The organism is Pseudomonas corrugata, from assembly GCF_050920615.1.
Lineage (GTDB): Bacteria > Pseudomonadota > Gammaproteobacteria > Pseudomonadales > Pseudomonadaceae > Aquipseudomonas > Aquipseudomonas corrugata.
Genome location: NZ_CP130434.1, coordinates 396,823 through 413,783 on the forward strand (window position 1 = coordinate 396,823; position 16,961 = coordinate 413,783).

The following is a 16,961-nucleotide window of genomic DNA, read 5'->3' on the forward strand; positions in this document are numbered from 1 at the left end:
TCGTCTGAGCTTGTGAACGGATCATCCACTCACGAGGTCAGCCCATGTCCCGCCCGCTCCCATTCCTACGCCCTGCTGCCCAGGGCTTCGCCGTGACCCTACTGGTGGCGCTGGCCGGTTGTAGCCAGCCATACGGGGAAACCGCCAAGCCGGGCGAGCCGGTAGCTGCGGCGCCCAGCTCCGAACTCAAGGGCGAAGTGGCCTATGTGGCCCAGCCTGCGGTACAGCCCATGAGTGCGCCGGCACCGATGGCCTCGTCGAAGGTGATGAACGACTCGATCGTTGGGGACTACCGCTCCGAGCCGCGGGAACAATATGAAAAACTGCCGGACAATCCCATCCACAGCGTTGCCGAAACACCGGTGTCGACTTTCAGCGTGGATGTCGACACCGGCAGCTACGCCAATGTGCGACGTTTCCTCAACCAGGGTAGCCTGCCGCCCGAAGGGGCTGTGCGGCTGGAGGAAATGGTCAACTACTTTCCCTACACCTACGCACTGCCCACCGATGGTTCGCCTTTTGGCGTGACCACCGAAGTGGCGCCGTCACCGTGGAACCCTCACACCCGGTTGCTGCGTATCGGCATCAAGGCTTCCGACCGCGCCGTGGCGGACCTGGCGCCGGCCAACCTGGTGTTCCTGGTGGACGTTTCCGGTTCGATGGACCGTCGCGAAGGCCTGCCGCTGGTCAAGGGCACGTTGAAATTGCTGGTTGACCAATTGCGCGATCAGGACCGGGTGTCCCTGGTGGCCTACGCCGGTGAGTCGCGGGTGGTGCTCAAGCCGACCTCGGGTCGCGACAAGGTGAAAATCCGCAATGCCATCGATCAGCTCGATGCCGGAGGTTCCACCGCAGGTGCCTCGGGTATCGAACTGGCCTACCAGATGGCCCGGGAAAGCTTCATCGACAAAGGCATCAACCGCATCCTGCTGGCCACCGACGGCGACTTCAACGTCGGCGTCAGTGACTTCGACAGCCTCAAGCAGATGGCGGTGGACCAGCGTAAAAGTGGCGTCTCCCTGACGACCCTGGGTTTCGGTGTGGATAACTACAACGAACACCTGATGGAACAACTGGCCGATGCCGGCGACGGCAACTACGCCTATATCGACAACCTGCTCGAAGCACGCAAGGTGTTGGTGGACCAGCTCAGCTCGACCCTGGCGGTGGTGGCGCGGGATGTGAAGTTGCAAGTGGAGTTCAACCCCGCCCAGGTCAGCGAGTATCGCCTGTTGGGTTATGAGAACCGCGGGCTGAAACGTGAGGATTTCAGCAACGACAAGATCGACGCCGGCGAAATCGGTGCCGGGCACACGGTGACGGCGTTGTATGAAATCGTGCCGAAAGGGGAGCAGGGTTGGCTGGAGCCGCTGCGCTATGCCAGCCCGCAGCCCAAGCAAGAGGGCAAGGCCGGTGAGCTGGCAATGGTGCGGGTACGCTACAAACCCGCTGAAGGTGGCAGCAGCCGACTGATCGAACATCCGATAGCCAGTGCGCAGGGCGAAGGCAAGGCCAGCGATGACCTGCGTTTCTCGGCGGCGGTGGCGGCCTTTGCGCAGCAGCTCAAGGGCGAGGGGCGCTACACTGGGTCGATGAGTTTGAAGGACACCGCTCAGTTGGCCCGTTCTGCGCGGGGCGATGACCCGTTCGGGCTGCGTGCCGAGTTCGTGCAGATGGTCGAGCTGGCACAGAGCCTCAAGCCCGAGGCCAAACACGGTTCCTGAAGATTAATGGGATCAAAATGTGGGAGCCGGGCTTGTGGGAGCAAGGCTTGCCCGCGATGGCGGTAAGTCAGTCAGCAACAATGTTGACCGGTCCATCGCTATCGCGAGCAAGCTTTGCTCCCGCAGGTGTTGCGCCGTTTGATCCTTAACTGACCGGCATCAGAACAAGCCCGGCTCCCACAGTGGATCGATGTTGTTTGCAGAATCGCATTTCTCTTGGAAGGAGTCCGCCGCCCAAATGCCCACCCCGATTGACTCCGTCAGCGACGAAACGCTGCTGGCCCGCTACCGCGACGGTGATGGCGCCAGTTTTGAAATCCTCTATGCGCGGCATCGGCAGGGGCTTTATCGTTTCCTCGTGTCTTTGAGCAACAAGGCTGAGCTGGCCGAGGAAATCTTCCAGGACACTTGGCTCAGCCTGATCCGCAGCAGCACCCAGCCACAAGGACGGGCGAGTTTTCGCACCTGGCTGTTCCAGATTGCCCGCAACCGTTTGATTGATCACTGGCGCCGGCACGGTGTTCACAATCCATTGCATGACAGCTACGACGAACAACTTCATGTCCAGTCCGACGATTCCAGTAGCCCGGAGCAACAGTTGAGCCTGAGCCGCGATCAGGGCCGGCTGGACGTCGCCTTGCAAGCCTTGCCCGAAGACCAGCGCGAAGTCTTCCTGCTGCGCCTGCACGGCGACCTGGAGCTGCCACAGATCGCCGCCCTGACCGGCGTCCCGCTGGAAGCAGTAAAAAGCCGTTTGCGTTACGCCCAGCAGAAGTTGCACCGGCTGCTGGCCGAGGAGGTACCCGCATGATTGACTCCCGACAGACCCCGGATCCCGCTGACGAAGCGCTGATCGAGCATTTCCGCCAACACGCCAGCGGCGAGCCCCCCGCCTCCCTGGACGCCTTCATCCTGGCCACCGCCCGCCGCGAAGCGCCGGCGCCCAAACCGAGCCTGTGGAGCCGCTGGTTGCAGGCCTGCCAACGGCCGCGCTGGCAAATGGCATTCGCCACGGTGGCGGGCGTGGCGCTGATGATCGGCCTGGTGCTGCGTTCGCCGGCCCCAAAGGACGAACTGGCTGCACCGGCAGCGCTGGATTATTCCGCGGCCCGGCAGGAGCTTGCCGTTGCCCCCGCGCCGGCAGCCCCTGCTGCCCCGGCGCCGATGGCGCGCATGGCGCCCCTGGGCGAACTGAGCCGGGAACCGGAGCAGCCTGTGCAAGTCCAGGCGGATGAGCCCATGGCGAAAAAGAGCAAGGCCGTGTCCGCCGCCCCCTCTTCGCTGGAGCAGGGGTTGCTGGAAATCCTGCGGTTGCGCCAGGCGGGGGAGACCAAGGCGGCGGATGAGAAGTTGCTTGGTCTGCACAAGCGGTTTCCCAAGGAAGACTTGCCGGCGCGGCTGGAGGCGTTGCGCAAGCGTTGAGTGAATCAATGGCCCACAAAAAAGCCCCAAGTCTCGCGACTTGGGGCTTTTGATCATCTGTATGGCGCACCAGGCGGGATTCGAACCCACGACCCCTGCCTTCGGAGGGCAGTACTCTATCCAGCTGAGCTACTGGTGCAACGCGGCGCCATGATACTCATATGCATCGCGGGCGTCCATGCTGCTGATTTGCCGTTGTTTTCCGGCCTTGGGGCAGGTGCTGGCTACGCTGATCAGAAAAAACGGTCAATTTCGTCTTTTTCGTTCTTTTTTTCGAACAGCCTATTGTCCTTCACCCCCATCGGCCCTAGGATTCGTTTGAGATTTCAAACGCTCTTGTCTGGGTGCTGAACCGCACGTCTATGCTTGTTGTGCGTTATTTCTGTGCTTCAGCCCAGTGAATGATTTCCCTGACGGCAGCCCATAAGGCGCCTTTCTACAACTCTAATTCGCTCCGCGTGCGCGCGGTGCTGTTAAGGAAAGCCGACATGCAGCTTAAAGACACCCAGTTGTTCCGCCAGCAAGCCTTCATCGATGGCGCTTGGGTCGATGCGGACAATGGTCAGACGATCAAGGTCACCAACCCGGCCACGGGCGAAGTGTTGGGTACCGTGCCGAAAATGGGCGCTGCCGAAACCCGCCGTGCGATCGAAGCCGCCGACAAGGCGCTGCCGGCCTGGCGTGCGTTGACCGCCAAGGAGCGCGCCAACAAGCTGCGCCGCTGGTATGAATTGCTGATCGAAAACCAGGACGACCTCGGTCGCCTGATGACCCTGGAGCAGGGCAAGCCACTGGCCGAAGCCAAGGGCGAGATCGTCTATGCTGCGTCGTTCATTGAGTGGTTCGCCGAAGAAGCCAAGCGCATCTACGGTGACGTGATTCCCGGCCACCAGCCCGACAAGCGCCTGATCGTGATCAAACAGCCGATCGGCGTGACCGCCGCCATTACCCCGTGGAACTTCCCGGCCGCGATGATCACCCGCAAGGCCGGTCCAGCCCTGGCCGCCGGTTGCACCATGGTCATCAAGCCGGCCTCGCAAACCCCGTTCTCGGCCCTGGCCCTGGTGGAACTGGCGCACCGTGCCGGCATCCCGCAAGGCGTGCTGAGCGTGGTCACCGGCAGCGCCGGCGACATCGGCGGCGAGCTGACCAGCAACCCGATCGTGCGCAAGCTGTCCTTCACCGGTTCGACCGAGATCGGTCGTCAACTGATGGCCGAATGTGCCAAGGACATCAAGAAAGTCTCCCTGGAACTGGGCGGCAACGCGCCGTTCATCGTGTTCGACGACGCGGACCTGGATAAGGCCGTCGAAGGCGCGATCATTTCCAAGTACCGCAACAACGGCCAGACCTGCGTCTGTGCCAACCGTCTGTACATCCAGGATTCGGTGTACGACGCGTTCGCGGAGAAACTCAAGGCTGCGGTCGCCAAGCTCAAGATTGGCAACGGTCTGGAGGACGGCACCACCACCGGTCCGCTGATCGACGAGAAAGCCGTCGCCAAGGTCCAGGAACACATCGCCGATGCCGTCGGCAAAGGCGCGACCGTGCTGGCCGGTGGCAAACCGATGCAAGGCAACTTCTTCGAGCCGACCATCCTGACCAACGTCCCGAAAACCGCTGCTGTAGCCAAGGAAGAGACCTTCGGCCCGCTGGCGCCGCTGTTCCGCTTCAAAGACGAAGCCGAAGTGATCGCGATGTCCAACGACACCGAGTTCGGCCTGGCCTCGTACTTCTATGCCCGTGACCTGGGCCGTGTGTTCCGCGTGGCTGAAGCCCTGGAATACGGCATGGTCGGCGTCAACACCGGTTTGATTTCCAACGAAGTCGCGCCGTTCGGCGGCATCAAGGCCTCGGGCCTGGGCCGTGAAGGCTCCAAGTACGGCATCGAGGACTACCTGGAAATCAAATACCTCTGCCTGGGTATCTGATCCTGTTGCAAGCGCAAAGGGCACGAGAGCGCTGTCCCTTTGCGCCGTTTCAAAACTGCACTTTTTCCTGCGGCCGGTAACGCCGTGGCAGTCGATCATCGCATGCTGCCGCCGTTGAATGCCCGCCGTGCAAATCCTTGAGCCACGCCGACCGATGAGCGGCGAATGAGGACTGTAATGAGCAAGACTAACGCTGATCTGATGGCCCGCCGTACCGCTGCCGTTCCACGTGGCGTCGGCCAGATTCACCCGATCTTCGCTGAATCGGCGAAGAACGCAACGGTAACCGACGTTGAAGGCCGTGAATTCATCGACTTCGCCGGCGGCATCGCCGTACTGAACACCGGCCACGTGCACCCGAAAATCATCGCCGCCGTGACCGAGCAACTGAACAAGCTGACCCACACCTGCTTCCAGGTCCTGGCCTACGAGCCGTACGTGGAACTGTGCGAAAAAATCAACGCCAAGGTCCCTGGCGATTTCGCCAAGAAAACCCTGCTGGTCACCACCGGCTCCGAAGCGGTGGAAAACGCCGTGAAGATCGCCCGTGCCGCCACTGGTCGTGCGGGAGTGATTGCTTTCACCGGCGCTTACCACGGTCGCACCATGATGACCCTGGGCCTGACTGGCAAGGTCGTGCCGTACTCGGCCGGCATGGGCCTGATGCCGGGTGGTATCTTCCGCGCGCTGTACCCGAACGAACTGCACGGCGTGAGCATCGACGATTCCATCGCCAGCATCGAGCGCATCTTCAAGAACGACGCCGAGCCGCGTGACATCGCTGCAATCATCATCGAGCCGGTGCAGGGCGAGGGTGGTTTCTATGTGGCGCCGAAGGAGTTCATGAAGCGCTTGCGTGCCCTGTGCGACCAGCACGGTATTTTGCTGATCGCCGACGAAGTGCAGACCGGCGCAGGCCGTACCGGTACCTTCTTTGCCATGGAGCAGATGGGCGTTGCCGCCGACCTGACTACCTTCGCCAAATCCATCGCTGGCGGCTTCCCGCTGGCCGGTGTCTGCGGCAAGGCCGAGTACATGGACGCCATCGCCCCGGGTGGCCTGGGTGGCACCTATGCGGGTAGCCCGATCGCTTGCGCGGCGGCGCTGGCAGTGATGGAAGTGTTCGAAGAAGAGCACCTGCTGGATCGCTGCAAGGCCGTGGGCGAGCGCCTGGTCAACGGCCTCAAGGCCATCCAGAAGAAATACCCGGTAATCGGTGAAGTCCGCGGCCTGGGCGCGATGATTGCCGTGGAGTTGTTCGAAAACGGTGATTCCCATAAGCCGAACGCCGCTGCCGTGGCCCAGATCGTGGCCAAGGCGCGCGACAAGGGTTTGATCCTGTTGTCCTGCGGCACTTATGGCAACGTCCTGCGTGTGCTGGTGCCGTTGACCTCGCCAGACGAACAGTTGGACAAGGGCCTGGCAATCATCGAAGAATGCTTCTCCGAGCTCTGACGTTGCGAGCTGTGTGTTGATCCATGAAAAACCCGCTTTTTAGCGGGTTTTTTCATGTTCGGGCACCTATTCTGAGAGTTTGAGCTGTTTGCAACGGCGGCCATTGTCTAAGGTGCAGCTATTGCAAGGGAGCGATGCCGCATGACTGCTGTGGATTTGCCCGCTGTACCCCGTGTGTTGATCGCCGAGGCCGACCCGGCGTCCCGTGAGTTGCTGGAACAGGTGTTATCGGGCTTGCGCTGCGATGCGCGGGTGGACACGTGCAGTGAAGGCAAACAGGCGCTGGAGTTGCTGGCGCATCATCCTTACGACCTGGTGATCGCCGATTGGGAGCTGCCGGGTGTCGATGGCTTGAGTATCCTGCGGGGCCTTCGCCATCAACAGCGCACCCCGCCATTGCCATTCATCCTGATGAGCCGGCGCAATGACAGCGCCAGTGTACGAGAGGTATTGCCACTGGCGCCGGCCGCTTATCTGACCAAACCCTTGAACCGGGAAAGCCTGACCCAGCGTCTGCAAGGCTTGCTGTTGAGTGGCTCTGAAGACGTCGCCAGCGATGCGCCGACGCCTGGCCCCGCCCAGACCCTGGCGACGTATCTTGAGCGTCGGCGCGAACTGTCCGAAGGCGCGCCGCTGATGACCGATGTGCAACTGGCCGTCAAGCGCAGCCTCAACCCCGGCGGCCTGGACCTGAAGTTACTGGAAGAGGACATCCGCACCGACCCGCAAATCACCGCCGTGCTGATCGCCGCGGCCAACAGTGCAGCCCAGCATCAGGGCGGCGGTTCGGTGCAGACCGTGGCCCAGGCGCTGCACCAGCTCGGTACCGGGCAGAGCATGAACCTGATCCTCGGGTTGACCCTCAAGCGCTGTGCCCGGCTCAGCAATCCCTGCCTGGCAGACTATGCCGAGCGTTATTGGCTGTTGTCGCTGCATACCGCCGAATACGCCCGGACGATAGCTCGTTTGCTGGATCTGGAACCGGAGCGCTGTTATTGCGCCGGGCTGCTGCATCGCTTGGGTGAACTGGCGGTGTTGCGCTGTCTGGAAGAATGGAAGCAGGCCGGTGGCGAACTGGATGAGCTTGAGGAAGTGGGAAACTTCCTGGAGCAGCAGGGCGCCGGTTTTGGTTCGGCGTTGCGTACGCGCTGGCGCTTGCCGCTGGAACTGCGGGAGTTGATTGCGGCGGTCTACGGCCTTGGCGGCGGGGTTTACTCCCGCGAGGCCCTGGTGATGAACATGGCAGGGCAAATGGCCCACCTGACCGAGCGTGAGGGCCTTGAGGAGCTGGCCCGGGGGCGCACGGCGCGGTTGCTGAAGATTGGCTTGCCGGAGTTGATGCGTTTGCGCAGGAAGTAAGAACGTCGATTCAACCCTGTGGGAGCGAGCCTGCTCGCGAAAGCGGTCTTGCATTCAACGATGCAGTGACTGTCAGACCGCTTCGCGAGCAAGCCCGCTCCCACAGGTACTTGTATAGGACGTCGATCAGGCGACGATGATCCGATTCTTGCCCTGGCGCTTGGCTTCGTACATGGCGGCGTCAGCACGCGAGAACAGGCTGTCGAGGGTCTGATCCTCGTCGGTAATACTGGTCAGCCCCTGGCTGACGGTGATACCGAAACCCTGATCCCCGCTGCGGAAGGTCAGGCGCTGGATTTCCCGTTGCAGGCGCTCGGCCACCTGCATGGCCATGTCCGGGGCACAGCCGGGGAATACGGCGGCGAATTCTTCGCCGCCGATCCGCCCGAACAGGTCGCCTCGCCGGAGCACGGTCCGCCCGCTTTCGGCGATTTTCTGCAGCACGCTATCGCCTTCCTGGTGACCGTAGGTGTCGTTGATCACCTTGAAATCATCGATGTCCAGCAGCAGGAAGGCCATGGGCGTACCTTGCATTCGTGCCTGTTCGAATTCGCGGTGGGCGCATTCGAAAAAGTGGCGGCGATTGCTGCTCTGGGTCAGCACGTCGGTGGTTGCCAGTCGCTGCAGTTCGCTTTCCAGCAGCTTCTTTTCGGTGATGTCTTCGGCGATGCCCACCACGATTACCGGCTGTCCCGATTCGGCCTGGCGGTTGATGAAACACTTGTCGCTCAGCCAGCGGATCTGGCCATCGGCGGCGATGATGCGGTATTCGCGATCTTCCACGGCACCCTTGACCAGCACTTCGGCCAGACTGCGCTCGGCATAGTCCAGGTCGTCGGGGTAAATCGCGTCGCGCCATTCGTTGAAGTCGGCCAGTACCAGGCCGACGGGCCGGCCGAAGATACGTTCGTAGGCGGGGCTGACGTAGAGCAGTTGCCGGGTTTCCCAATTGAACGCCCAGAGCACCGCGTTGACGCTGACCAGCAATGAGCTGAAGAGCTGTTCACGTTCGCTCAGGCGCGCCACTTCGCCTTGGGCGTGCATCAGCGCCATGAGTGTCTGGGCCGCCTCGGGCCAATGAGGTTGGGTTGAATCCTGCAGGTTCTTGTCGACCATTGGTACAAATCTCAAAGAGCGTGCACTGTTGAAGGTTCGCACGCGCTTGCTCCAAAGCCCGCCTGGATGGCGAAGTGCTCTTGAGATAAGGGATTCGGGGTGAAGTTCCTTTTCAGGCGACGAAGGGGCGGGGTTTCGGCAGCCAAATCTGTGGGAGCGTGCAGGAAAGAAAAACCCCGCCGGGTGGCGGGGCTTGGTTATCAAGCCGTAGCAGGCCGCAACGAGTAGGTCTTGAGTTGGTCGGCAAAGTCCCGCAAGGACTGGATTCCGCTGATCTCCGCGTCGTGGACCCATTCCTTGATGGCCGCCAGCATGTCGTGGCCGTTGCTGCTGGTCTTTGCCCAGATCTGCTGCAGGGCCAGGCGTTTTTCGTAGATCACCTTCAACGCCTGGCTGTGTTCCAGCATGTTCTGGATGCGCAGGTGATGACGGTCGTCCAGCAGGCTGGTTTCTCGCGACAGCAGGCGTTTGGCCCGGTGGAACTGGTGGCGTACCGAATGATCGACCTTTTCCAGCTCCTGCTTGACCAGCGGGGCGATTACCAGCCTGCGGTACTGGGCCATGATCTGGAACCGGTTGTTCAGGATCGCGATGGCGGTGTCCATGTCCAGATGACCCTTGCCTTCGATTCGGTGGGCAATCGGCGCGACTCGCTGGACCTTGGCCAGGCGCAGGAAGCGGAACACCTGGATCCAGGCCCAGCCCAGGTCGAACTCCCATTTGCGTACCGACAGTTTGGCGGAGTTGGGATAGGTGTGATGGTTGTTGTGCAGCTCTTCGCCACCGATGAGGATGCCCCACGGTACCAGGTTGGTCGCCGCATCGCGGCACTCGAAGTTGCGGTAGCCCACGGCATGGCCCAGGCCATTGACCACGCCGGCCGCCCAGACCGGGATCCACATCATCTGGATGGCCCAGATGGTGATGCCGATGGTGCCGAACAGCAGCAGGTCGATTACGCCCATGATCGCCACGCCCAGGAGTGGGAAGCGGCTGTAGAGATTGCGTTCGATCCAGTCTTCAGGGCAGTTCTTGCCGTAGATGCGCAGGGTTTCCGGATTTTCCGCTTCGGCTCGGTATAGCTCTGCACCTTTGCGCAATACCGTGGAAAGGCCTTTGACAACCGGGCTGTGGGGGTCGTCCACGGTTTCGCATTTGGCGTGGTGCTTGCGGTGGATGGCCGTCCACTCGCGAGTGTTCTGCCCTGTGGTCAGCCACAGCCAGAAGCGGAAGAAATGTTTGAGACCGGCGTTGAGCTCCAGGGAGCGGTGAGCCGAGTAACGGTGCAGGTAGACCGTGACGCTGATGATCGTGACATGGGTCAGCAGCAGGGTGACTGCCACCAGTGACCAAGGTGACAAGCCAAGAAAACCTTCGTACCACATAGGCTGTAGGGCCCTCGATAAAGATAGAAACAGCCGTTGCATTATCACCAGCCCTACAGATAAAACCAGTCGGCCTTTCAGATAAGAGTGGCAGGATGTTTCTTCCTCTATAATCCCGGCCTATTTATAAGGACATGGACGACCGAATGACTGCCCATCACCGCATTGCCATGCGAGAAGCGCTGTTTTATCTCGTGCTGTCAGTCGCCTGGCTGCAGCTGGTTGGTTATTTAATAAGCAATTTCTTCGATCAATCCGCCGTCAGGCAGAACTGGCAACTGATCAACGGTTATGTCTGGATGTTGATCAGCGCCGGGTTGATCTTCTTCGCGCGGGCGCGCATGTGCCAGTCGCTCGGCGAAGGCGGGCACACGGCCGATCGCGAACGTCTGCGCCAGGCCGCCGCTGTCTTCGATTGCACCCGCGAGGGGGTACTGGTGACGGATCGCAGCGGCCTGATCGTGCACGTGAACCGTGCCTTCATGGCGATCACCGGTTATGACCGGGACGAGGTGCTGGGCCAGCGTCCCAACCTGTTCAAATCCGGCCGCCACGGACCGGAATTCTACCGTGACATGTTTGCCTCACTGAGCGGGCGGGGTGAATGGAGCGGTGAAATCTGGAATCGACGAAAAAGCGGTGAAATTTTCCCGCAGTGGCAGACGATCCGGGTGCTCGCCGACGACAGTGGCCAGGTCAGCCAGTACGTTGCGGTGTTCTCCGACATCAGTGCGATCAAGGATTCGCAGCACGAACTGGCGTATCTGGCCCATCACGATCCGCTTACCGGCCTGCCCAACCGCATGCTGTTTTCCGACCGCGCGGAACAGGCCCTGGCCTCGGCGCAGCTGCACAAGCGCGGTTGCGCTTTGCTGCTGGTGGACCTGGACCACTTCAAGAACATCAATGACAGCCTCGGACATGCGGTGGGCGACGAGTTGCTCAAAAGCGTGGCCGAGCGGTTCCAGGCACTCTTCGTGCCGGGGGTGACCCTGGCTCGCCTGGGCGGCGATGAGTTTGCCGTGCTGGTGGAAAACTGCTCGCAGCCGGGGCAGGCAGCGGTCCTGGCCCAACGTATTCTCGACACGTTGAAAGAGCCGTTGCGGCTTGATGGTCATGCCCTGTTCATCAACGCCAGCATCGGCATCAGCCTGTTTCCGGGCGACGCCCTCAGCGCTGGGCAATTGCTACGTAACGCCGACTCGGCCCTGTTCAAGGCCAAGAGCGCCGGACGTGACGGCTACGCCTTGTACACCGAAGAACTGACCGCCCACGCTCAACAACGGGTCGAGATAGCCTCCGAATTGCGTCGTGCTCTCGCCCAGCAGGAGCTACGGGTGCACTACCAGCCGGTGCACGACCTGACGTCCAGTCGCCTGATCGGGGTCGAAGCGCTGGTGCGCTGGGAACATCCTGTACGTGGTTTGATCTCGCCGGCCGAATTTATCCCCGTCGCCGAGCGCACCGGGCTGATCGCCCAGATCGATGGTTGGGTCCTGGCCCAGGCCTGCCGACAGATGTGCCAGTGGCAGCAGGCCGGGGTTGCGCTGGCGTTTGTTGCGGTGAACGTTTCCAGCCGACTGTTCGCCCATCGCGAGTTGTATGAGCAGGTCGCCCGGGTGCTGCATGAAACCGGGCTGGATCCAGCGTTCCTGGAGTTGGAGGTGACCGAAAGCGCAGTGATGGAGGATCCGGAAGTGGCGTTGGAGCAGATGCATCGTATGCGGGAGCTGGGTGTGCGGCTGGCGATTGACGACTTCGGTACCGGCTATTCATCGCTGCTGCGGCTCAAACGCCTGCCGGTGCAGAAGCTCAAGATCGACCAGGGTTTTGTCGCTGGGTTGCCGTGGGACGAGGACGATGCAGCAATCGTCCGGGTGATCATCGCCCTGGCCCATAGCATGGGTATGCAGGTGCATGCCGAAGGCATCGAACAACGCGAGCAGGCGGGATTCCTGCTGGAGCAGGGCTGTGGGATGGGACAGGGCTACTGGTTCGGGCGGCCGGTGCCGGCGCAGCAGCTGGATTGGGAGCGGGCCCCGGCAATCACCTGACAGCCAAAAAAACCTGTGGGAGCGAGCCTGCTCGCGATGCGGTCTGCCAGAGACAAAAATGTTGACTGTCCCACCGCTATCGCGAGCAGGCTCGCTCCCACAGGGTTTGCTGGCGATATTTTTGGTTATATAAAAATTCTTAAATAGTCTTTTTAAGAATATGCCGGCTTATCTAGTATTGCTCCACGCCCCGGGCAGTACCGCCCACTGCCGGGCACTCATCCAAGGAGCAGCAGCATGAGCGTATCCCTACGTAGCGTTGACGGCCAGGACGAAGCAGGCATCTTGCGCGAAATTCAGAGCGCGTTGCGTGATCTGCGCTTTGGCGCTGTGGAAATCACTGTGCACAACGCGCAGGTGGTCCAGATCGAACGCAAGGAAAAATTCCGCCTGCAGCAGCCGAGCCATAAGCCGGGCTGAAACAGTTTGGCCGTGGGGAGTTTTCAAGACCATCCGATCTGCCGGAAACCATAAGAAGCCAGAGTTCCAGGAGCTTTCATCATGTCGTCGATTCGCCGTTATGCCCTGGCCGTCCTGGCCAGCGCTGTTTTCGCAGGTTCCGCCGTCGCGAAGGATTACGAACTGCTTAACGTGTCCTACGACCCGACCCGCGAGCTGTACCAGGATTACAACGCCGAATTCGTCAGTTTCTGGAAGCAGGCGCACCCGGATGACAACGTGAAGATCCAGCAATCCCACGGTGGTTCGGGCAAGCAAGGTCGAGCGGTGATCGACGGGTTGCGGGCCGACGTCGTAACCCTGGCCCTGGCCGGTGACATCGATGAAATCGCCAAGCTGGGCAAAACCCTGCCGGTGGACTGGCAGCAGCGCCTGCCGGAAGCCAGCACCCCTTATACCTCTACCATCGTGTTCCTGGTGCGCAAGGACAATCCCAAGGGTATCAAGGATTGGGGCGATTTGATCAAGAGTGACGTCTCGGTCATCACCCCGAACCCGAAGACCTCCGGTGGAGCGCGCTGGAACTTCCTCGCGGCCTGGGCCTATGGCCTCAAGGCCAATGGGGGGGATGAGGCCAAGGCCAAGGAGTACGTGCAGGCACTGTTCAAGCACGTGCCGATCCTCGACACCGGGGCCCGTGGTTCGACCATTACTTTCGTCAACAACGGTCAGGGCGACGTACTGCTGGCCTGGGAAAACGAAGCCTTCCTGGCGCTGAAAGAGGAAGGTGGGGCCGACAGATTCGACATCGTCGTGCCGTCGTTGTCGATCCTCGCCGAACCACCAGTGGCGGTGGTGGACAAGAACGCCGAGAAGAAAGGCAACCTTGGGATCGCCGAAGCTTATCTCAAGCATCTGTACAGCCCGGCCGGACAGGAAATCGCCGCGAAGAACTTCTATCGCCCGCGCGACAAGGACGTGGCCGCCAAGTACGCCCGGCAATTCCCGAAACTGGAGCTGGTGACCATCGACCAGGATTTTGGCGGCTGGAGAACCGCCCAGCCGAAATTTTTCAATGATGGAGGGGTGTTCGACCAGATCTATCAGGCGCAGTAGGCTGGGCTGATCTGAAAAACCGAACATTGAATCTGTGGCAAGGGGATTTTGTGGGAGCAAGGCTTGCCCGCGATGAAGGCGATGCGGTCCTTTAGAAACCGAGTCGCCCCCTTCGCGTGCAAGCCTTGCTCCTACCCAGTTCTGCTCCCACAGTGTGTTTTCAACCAAGGACTTTTATGTCGCGTCGCATCTCTCCTGTCATACCCGGCTTCGGGCTGACGCTGGGCTACACCCTGGTGTACCTGAGCCTGATTGTGCTCATACCGCTGGCGGCGATGTTCGTGCATGCCGCCCAACTCACCTGGGACCAGTTCTGGACGATCATTTCGGCGCCGCGTGTGCTGGCTGCCTTGAGGCTCAGCTTCGGCACCGCACTGTGCGCCGCGATCATCAACGGTGTGATCGGCACGCTGCTGGCCTGGGTGCTGGTGCGGTACACCTTTCCTGGCCGCAAGATCATCGACGCGATGATCGACCTGCCGTTCGCCCTGCCAACCGCCGTGGCCGGTATCGCCTTGACGGCGCTGTATGCTCCGACCGGCCTGGTGGGCCAGTTCGCCACCGACCTGGGTTTCAAGATCGCCTATACCCCGCTGGGTATTACCCTGGCGCTGACCTTCGTGACGCTGCCGTTCGTGGTGCGTACGGTGCAGCCGGTGCTGGCGGATATCCCCCGTGAGGTCGAAGAGGCTGCCGCCTGCCTCGGTGCCAAACCTTGGCAAGTGTTCCGCCATATCCTGATGCCAGCGTTGTTGCCGGCCTGGCTGACCGGTTTCGCCCTGGCGTTTGCCCGGGGCGTGGGCGAGTACGGTTCGGTGATTTTCATCGCCGGCAACATGCCGATGAAAACCGAGATCCTGCCGCTGCTGATCATGGTCAAGCTCGACCAATACGACTACACCGGCGCCACCTCCATCGGCGTGCTGATGCTGGTGGTCTCCTTCGTCCTGTTGCTGCTGATCAACTTGCTGCAGCGGCGTATCGAAACCCCATAAGGAGGCGCGAACATGTCCCAATCGTCTATTTCCGCAGGCTCCACCAACGCTGCCCGCCGCGGCAGCGCGACGTCGCGCCGAATCCTGATCGGCTTTGGCTGGTTGTGCTTTGCGCTGTTCCTGCTGTTGCCGCTGTTCATCGTGGTGTCCCAGGGCCTGAAGCTCGGTCTGGGCGCGTTCTTTAGCGCGATCTTCGAACCCGACGCGCTGTCGGCGCTGAAACTCACGGTGATCGCGGTGCTGATTTCGGTGCCGCTGAACCTGGTGTTCGGGGTCAGCGCCGCGTGGTGCGTGAGCAAGTATTCGTTCCGTGGCAAGAGCATGCTGGTGACCCTGATCGACCTGCCGTTCTCGGTCTCGCCGGTGATCGCGGGCCTGGTCTACGTGCTGATGTTCGGTGCCCAGGGCCTGTTCGGTCCTTGGCTGGCGGACCACGATATCCAGATCGTGTTTGCGCTGCCGGGCATCGTGCTGGCGACGATTTTCGTCACGGTGCCGTTCGTGGCCCGTGAGCTGATCCCGCTGATGCAGGAACAGGGCACCCAGGAAGAGGAAGCCGCGCGCCTGCTGGGCGCCAACGGTTGGCAGATGTTCTGGCATGTCACCGTGCCGAACATCAAGTGGGGGCTGATCTATGGCGTGGTGCTGTGTACCGCCCGGGCCATGGGCGAGTTCGGCGCAGTGTCGGTGGTTTCCGGACACATTCGCGGGGTGACCAACACTCTGCCGCTGCACGTCGAGATTCTCTACAACGAATACAACCACGTGGCCGCGTTCGCCGTGGCGAGCCTGTTGCTGATCCTGGCGCTCTTCATCCTGCTGCTCAAGCAGTGGAGCGAGAACCGAATCAACCGCCTGCGCGACAGCAGCTCGGAGGAATAAGTCATGTCGATCGAAGTCCGTAACGTCAGCAAGAATTTCAACGCGTTCAAGGCGCTGGACAACATCAGCCTGGACATCCAGAGCGGCGAGCTGGTGGCACTGCTGGGCCCGTCGGGTTGCGGCAAGACCACGCTCTTGCGGATCATCGCCGGCCTGGAAAACCCGGATCAGGGCAGCATCGTGTTCCACGGCGAGGACGTGTCCGGCCATGACGTGCGCGATCGCAACGTCGGGTTCGTGTTCCAGCACTACGCCTTGTTTCGCCACATGACGGTGTTCGACAACGTCGCCTTCGGCCTGCGCATGAAGCCCAAGGGCCAACGGCCAAGCGAGAGCCAGATCGCGACCAAGGTTCACGAGCTGCTGAACATGGTGCAACTGGACTGGCTCGCCGACCGCTACCCCGAGCAACTCTCCGGCGGCCAGCGCCAGCGTATCGCCCTGGCTCGCGCACTGGCAGTGGAACCCAAGGTGTTGCTGCTGGACGAACCGTTCGGCGCCCTCGATGCCAAGGTCCGCAAGGAACTGCGCCGCTGGCTGGCGCGGCTGCACGAGGACATCAACTTGACCTCGGTGTTCGTGACACACGACCAGGAAGAAGCGATGGAAGTCGCCGACCGCATCGTGGTGATGAACAAGGGCGTTATCGAGCAGATCGGCTCGCCCGGCGACGTGTACGAGAGTCCGGCCAGCGACTTCGTGTACCACTTCCTGGGCGACTCGAACCGCCTGCACCTGGGCGAAGACCGGCATGTGCTGTTCCGTCCCCATGAGGTCTCGCTGTCGCGTTCGGAGCTCGAAGACCATCACGCCGCCGAGGTGCGGGACATCCGTCCGCTGGGCGCAACGACCCGGGTGACGTTGAAGGTGGAAGGTCAGAGTGAGCTGATCGAGGCTGAAGTAGTGAAGGATCACGACAGCCTGGTGGGATTGGCGAAGGGTGAGACGCTGTTCTTCAAGCCGAAGGTCTGGCAGAAGGTCGCCAACCTCTAGGATCAAAAGCATCGCGAGCAGGCTCGCTCCCACAGTGGGCAGCGTCGATCAGCTGATTTGTGAACGACGCTGAACCCTTGTGGGAGCGAGCCTGCTCGCGATGGCGTCCTCCGTCACACCGTCTGTATCC

At 61.4% G+C, this 16,961-nt stretch carries 14 protein-coding genes and 1 tRNA gene; 12 read left to right on the top strand and 3 right to left on the bottom strand.

Going from position 1 to position 16,961, the window contains the following annotated elements; genetic code table 11:
- Nucleotides 1-44: 44 nt before the first annotated feature.
- The 3 genes from QZH45_RS01770 to QZH45_RS01780 all read left to right on the top strand — a co-directional run bounded on the left by QZH45_RS01770 (nucleotide 45) and on the right by QZH45_RS01780 (nucleotide 3,146).
- On the top strand, nucleotides 45-1,724 hold the full coding sequence (locus QZH45_RS01770; protein WP_024780367.1) for a vWA domain-containing protein: 1,680 nt from the start codon (nucleotides 45-47) through the stop codon (nucleotides 1,722-1,724).
- A 238-nt stretch (nucleotides 1,725-1,962) separates the two neighbouring features.
- Nucleotides 1,963-2,535, top strand: coding sequence for an RNA polymerase sigma factor (locus QZH45_RS01775; protein WP_024780366.1), 573 nt, complete (start codon nucleotides 1,963-1,965; stop codon nucleotides 2,533-2,535).
- A complete protein-coding gene (locus tag QZH45_RS01780; protein WP_024780365.1) occupies nucleotides 2,532-3,146 on the top strand; it encodes a hypothetical protein in 615 nt (204 codons plus the stop codon). The genes QZH45_RS01775 and QZH45_RS01780 overlap by 4 nt, the downstream gene beginning before the upstream one ends.
- 62 nt (nucleotides 3,147-3,208) lie before the next feature.
- On the opposite strand, the gene QZH45_RS01785 is transcribed toward QZH45_RS01780, so the two are convergent.
- Nucleotides 3,209-3,285: transfer RNA gene (locus QZH45_RS01785), tRNA-Arg, on the bottom strand.
- A gap of 349 nt (nucleotides 3,286-3,634) precedes the next feature.
- On the opposite strand from QZH45_RS01785, the gene gabD reads away from it, so the two are divergent.
- The 3 genes from gabD to QZH45_RS01800 all read left to right on the top strand — a co-directional run bounded on the left by gabD (nucleotide 3,635) and on the right by QZH45_RS01800 (nucleotide 7,891).
- The gene (gabD, locus tag QZH45_RS01790; protein ID WP_053190479.1) at nucleotides 3,635-5,077 is read left to right on the top strand and encodes an NADP-dependent succinate-semialdehyde dehydrogenase; all 1,443 of its coding nucleotides are present in this window, start codon (nucleotides 3,635-3,637) and stop codon (nucleotides 5,075-5,077) included.
- A gap of 177 nt (nucleotides 5,078-5,254) precedes the next feature.
- The gene (gabT, locus tag QZH45_RS01795) at nucleotides 5,255-6,532 is read left to right on the top strand and encodes a 4-aminobutyrate--2-oxoglutarate transaminase (RefSeq protein WP_024780857.1); all 1,278 of its coding nucleotides are present in this window, start codon (nucleotides 5,255-5,257) and stop codon (nucleotides 6,530-6,532) included.
- Nucleotides 6,533-6,673: 141 nt separating this feature from the next.
- The gene (locus tag QZH45_RS01800) at nucleotides 6,674-7,891 is read left to right on the top strand and encodes an HDOD domain-containing protein (RefSeq protein WP_024780858.1); all 1,218 of its coding nucleotides are present in this window, start codon (nucleotides 6,674-6,676) and stop codon (nucleotides 7,889-7,891) included.
- Between the two features lie 126 nt (nucleotides 7,892-8,017).
- Here the strand turns inward: QZH45_RS01800 and QZH45_RS01805 are convergent, their stop codons facing one another.
- A complete protein-coding gene (locus tag QZH45_RS01805; RefSeq protein ID WP_053190481.1) occupies nucleotides 8,018-9,007 on the bottom strand; it encodes a GGDEF domain-containing protein in 990 nt (329 codons plus the stop codon).
- Nucleotides 9,008-9,207: 200 nt separating this feature from the next.
- Nucleotides 9,208-10,392, bottom strand: coding sequence for a delta-9 fatty acid desaturase DesA (gene desA / locus QZH45_RS01810; RefSeq protein WP_055134915.1), 1,185 nt, complete (start codon nucleotides 10,390-10,392; stop codon nucleotides 9,208-9,210).
- 146 nt (nucleotides 10,393-10,538) lie between these two features.
- On the opposite strand from desA, the gene dibA reads away from it, so the two are divergent.
- From dibA to QZH45_RS01840, 6 genes are all read left to right on the top strand, one after another.
- A complete protein-coding gene (gene dibA / locus QZH45_RS01815) occupies nucleotides 10,539-12,446 on the top strand; it encodes a phosphodiesterase DibA (protein WP_069018375.1) in 1,908 nt (635 codons plus the stop codon).
- Between the two features lie 237 nt (nucleotides 12,447-12,683).
- Nucleotides 12,684-12,866 (top strand): sulfur starvation response protein OscA, encoded by a 183-nt coding sequence (oscA, locus tag QZH45_RS01820; RefSeq protein ID WP_053190482.1) that lies wholly within the window; start codon nucleotides 12,684-12,686, stop codon nucleotides 12,864-12,866.
- An 81-nt stretch (nucleotides 12,867-12,947) separates the two neighbouring features.
- Nucleotides 12,948-13,961: a sulfate ABC transporter substrate-binding protein gene (locus tag QZH45_RS01825; protein ID WP_055134913.1), complete on the top strand. Its 1,014-nt coding sequence runs from the start codon at nucleotides 12,948-12,950 to the stop codon at nucleotides 13,959-13,961.
- Between the two features lie 176 nt (nucleotides 13,962-14,137).
- Complete coding sequence (cysT, locus tag QZH45_RS01830) at nucleotides 14,138-14,956, top strand: sulfate ABC transporter permease subunit CysT (protein WP_024780864.1); 819 nt, start codon at nucleotides 14,138-14,140, stop codon at nucleotides 14,954-14,956.
- A gap of 12 nt (nucleotides 14,957-14,968) precedes the next feature.
- Nucleotides 14,969-15,838, top strand: a complete 870-nt coding sequence (cysW, locus tag QZH45_RS01835) for a sulfate ABC transporter permease subunit CysW (RefSeq protein WP_055134912.1) — start codon at nucleotides 14,969-14,971, stop codon at nucleotides 15,836-15,838.
- Nucleotides 15,839-15,841: 3 nt separating this feature from the next.
- The gene (locus QZH45_RS01840; protein WP_024780866.1) at nucleotides 15,842-16,831 is read left to right on the top strand and encodes a sulfate/molybdate ABC transporter ATP-binding protein; all 990 of its coding nucleotides are present in this window, start codon (nucleotides 15,842-15,844) and stop codon (nucleotides 16,829-16,831) included.
- The last annotated feature ends 130 nt before the right edge of the window (nucleotides 16,832-16,961 follow it).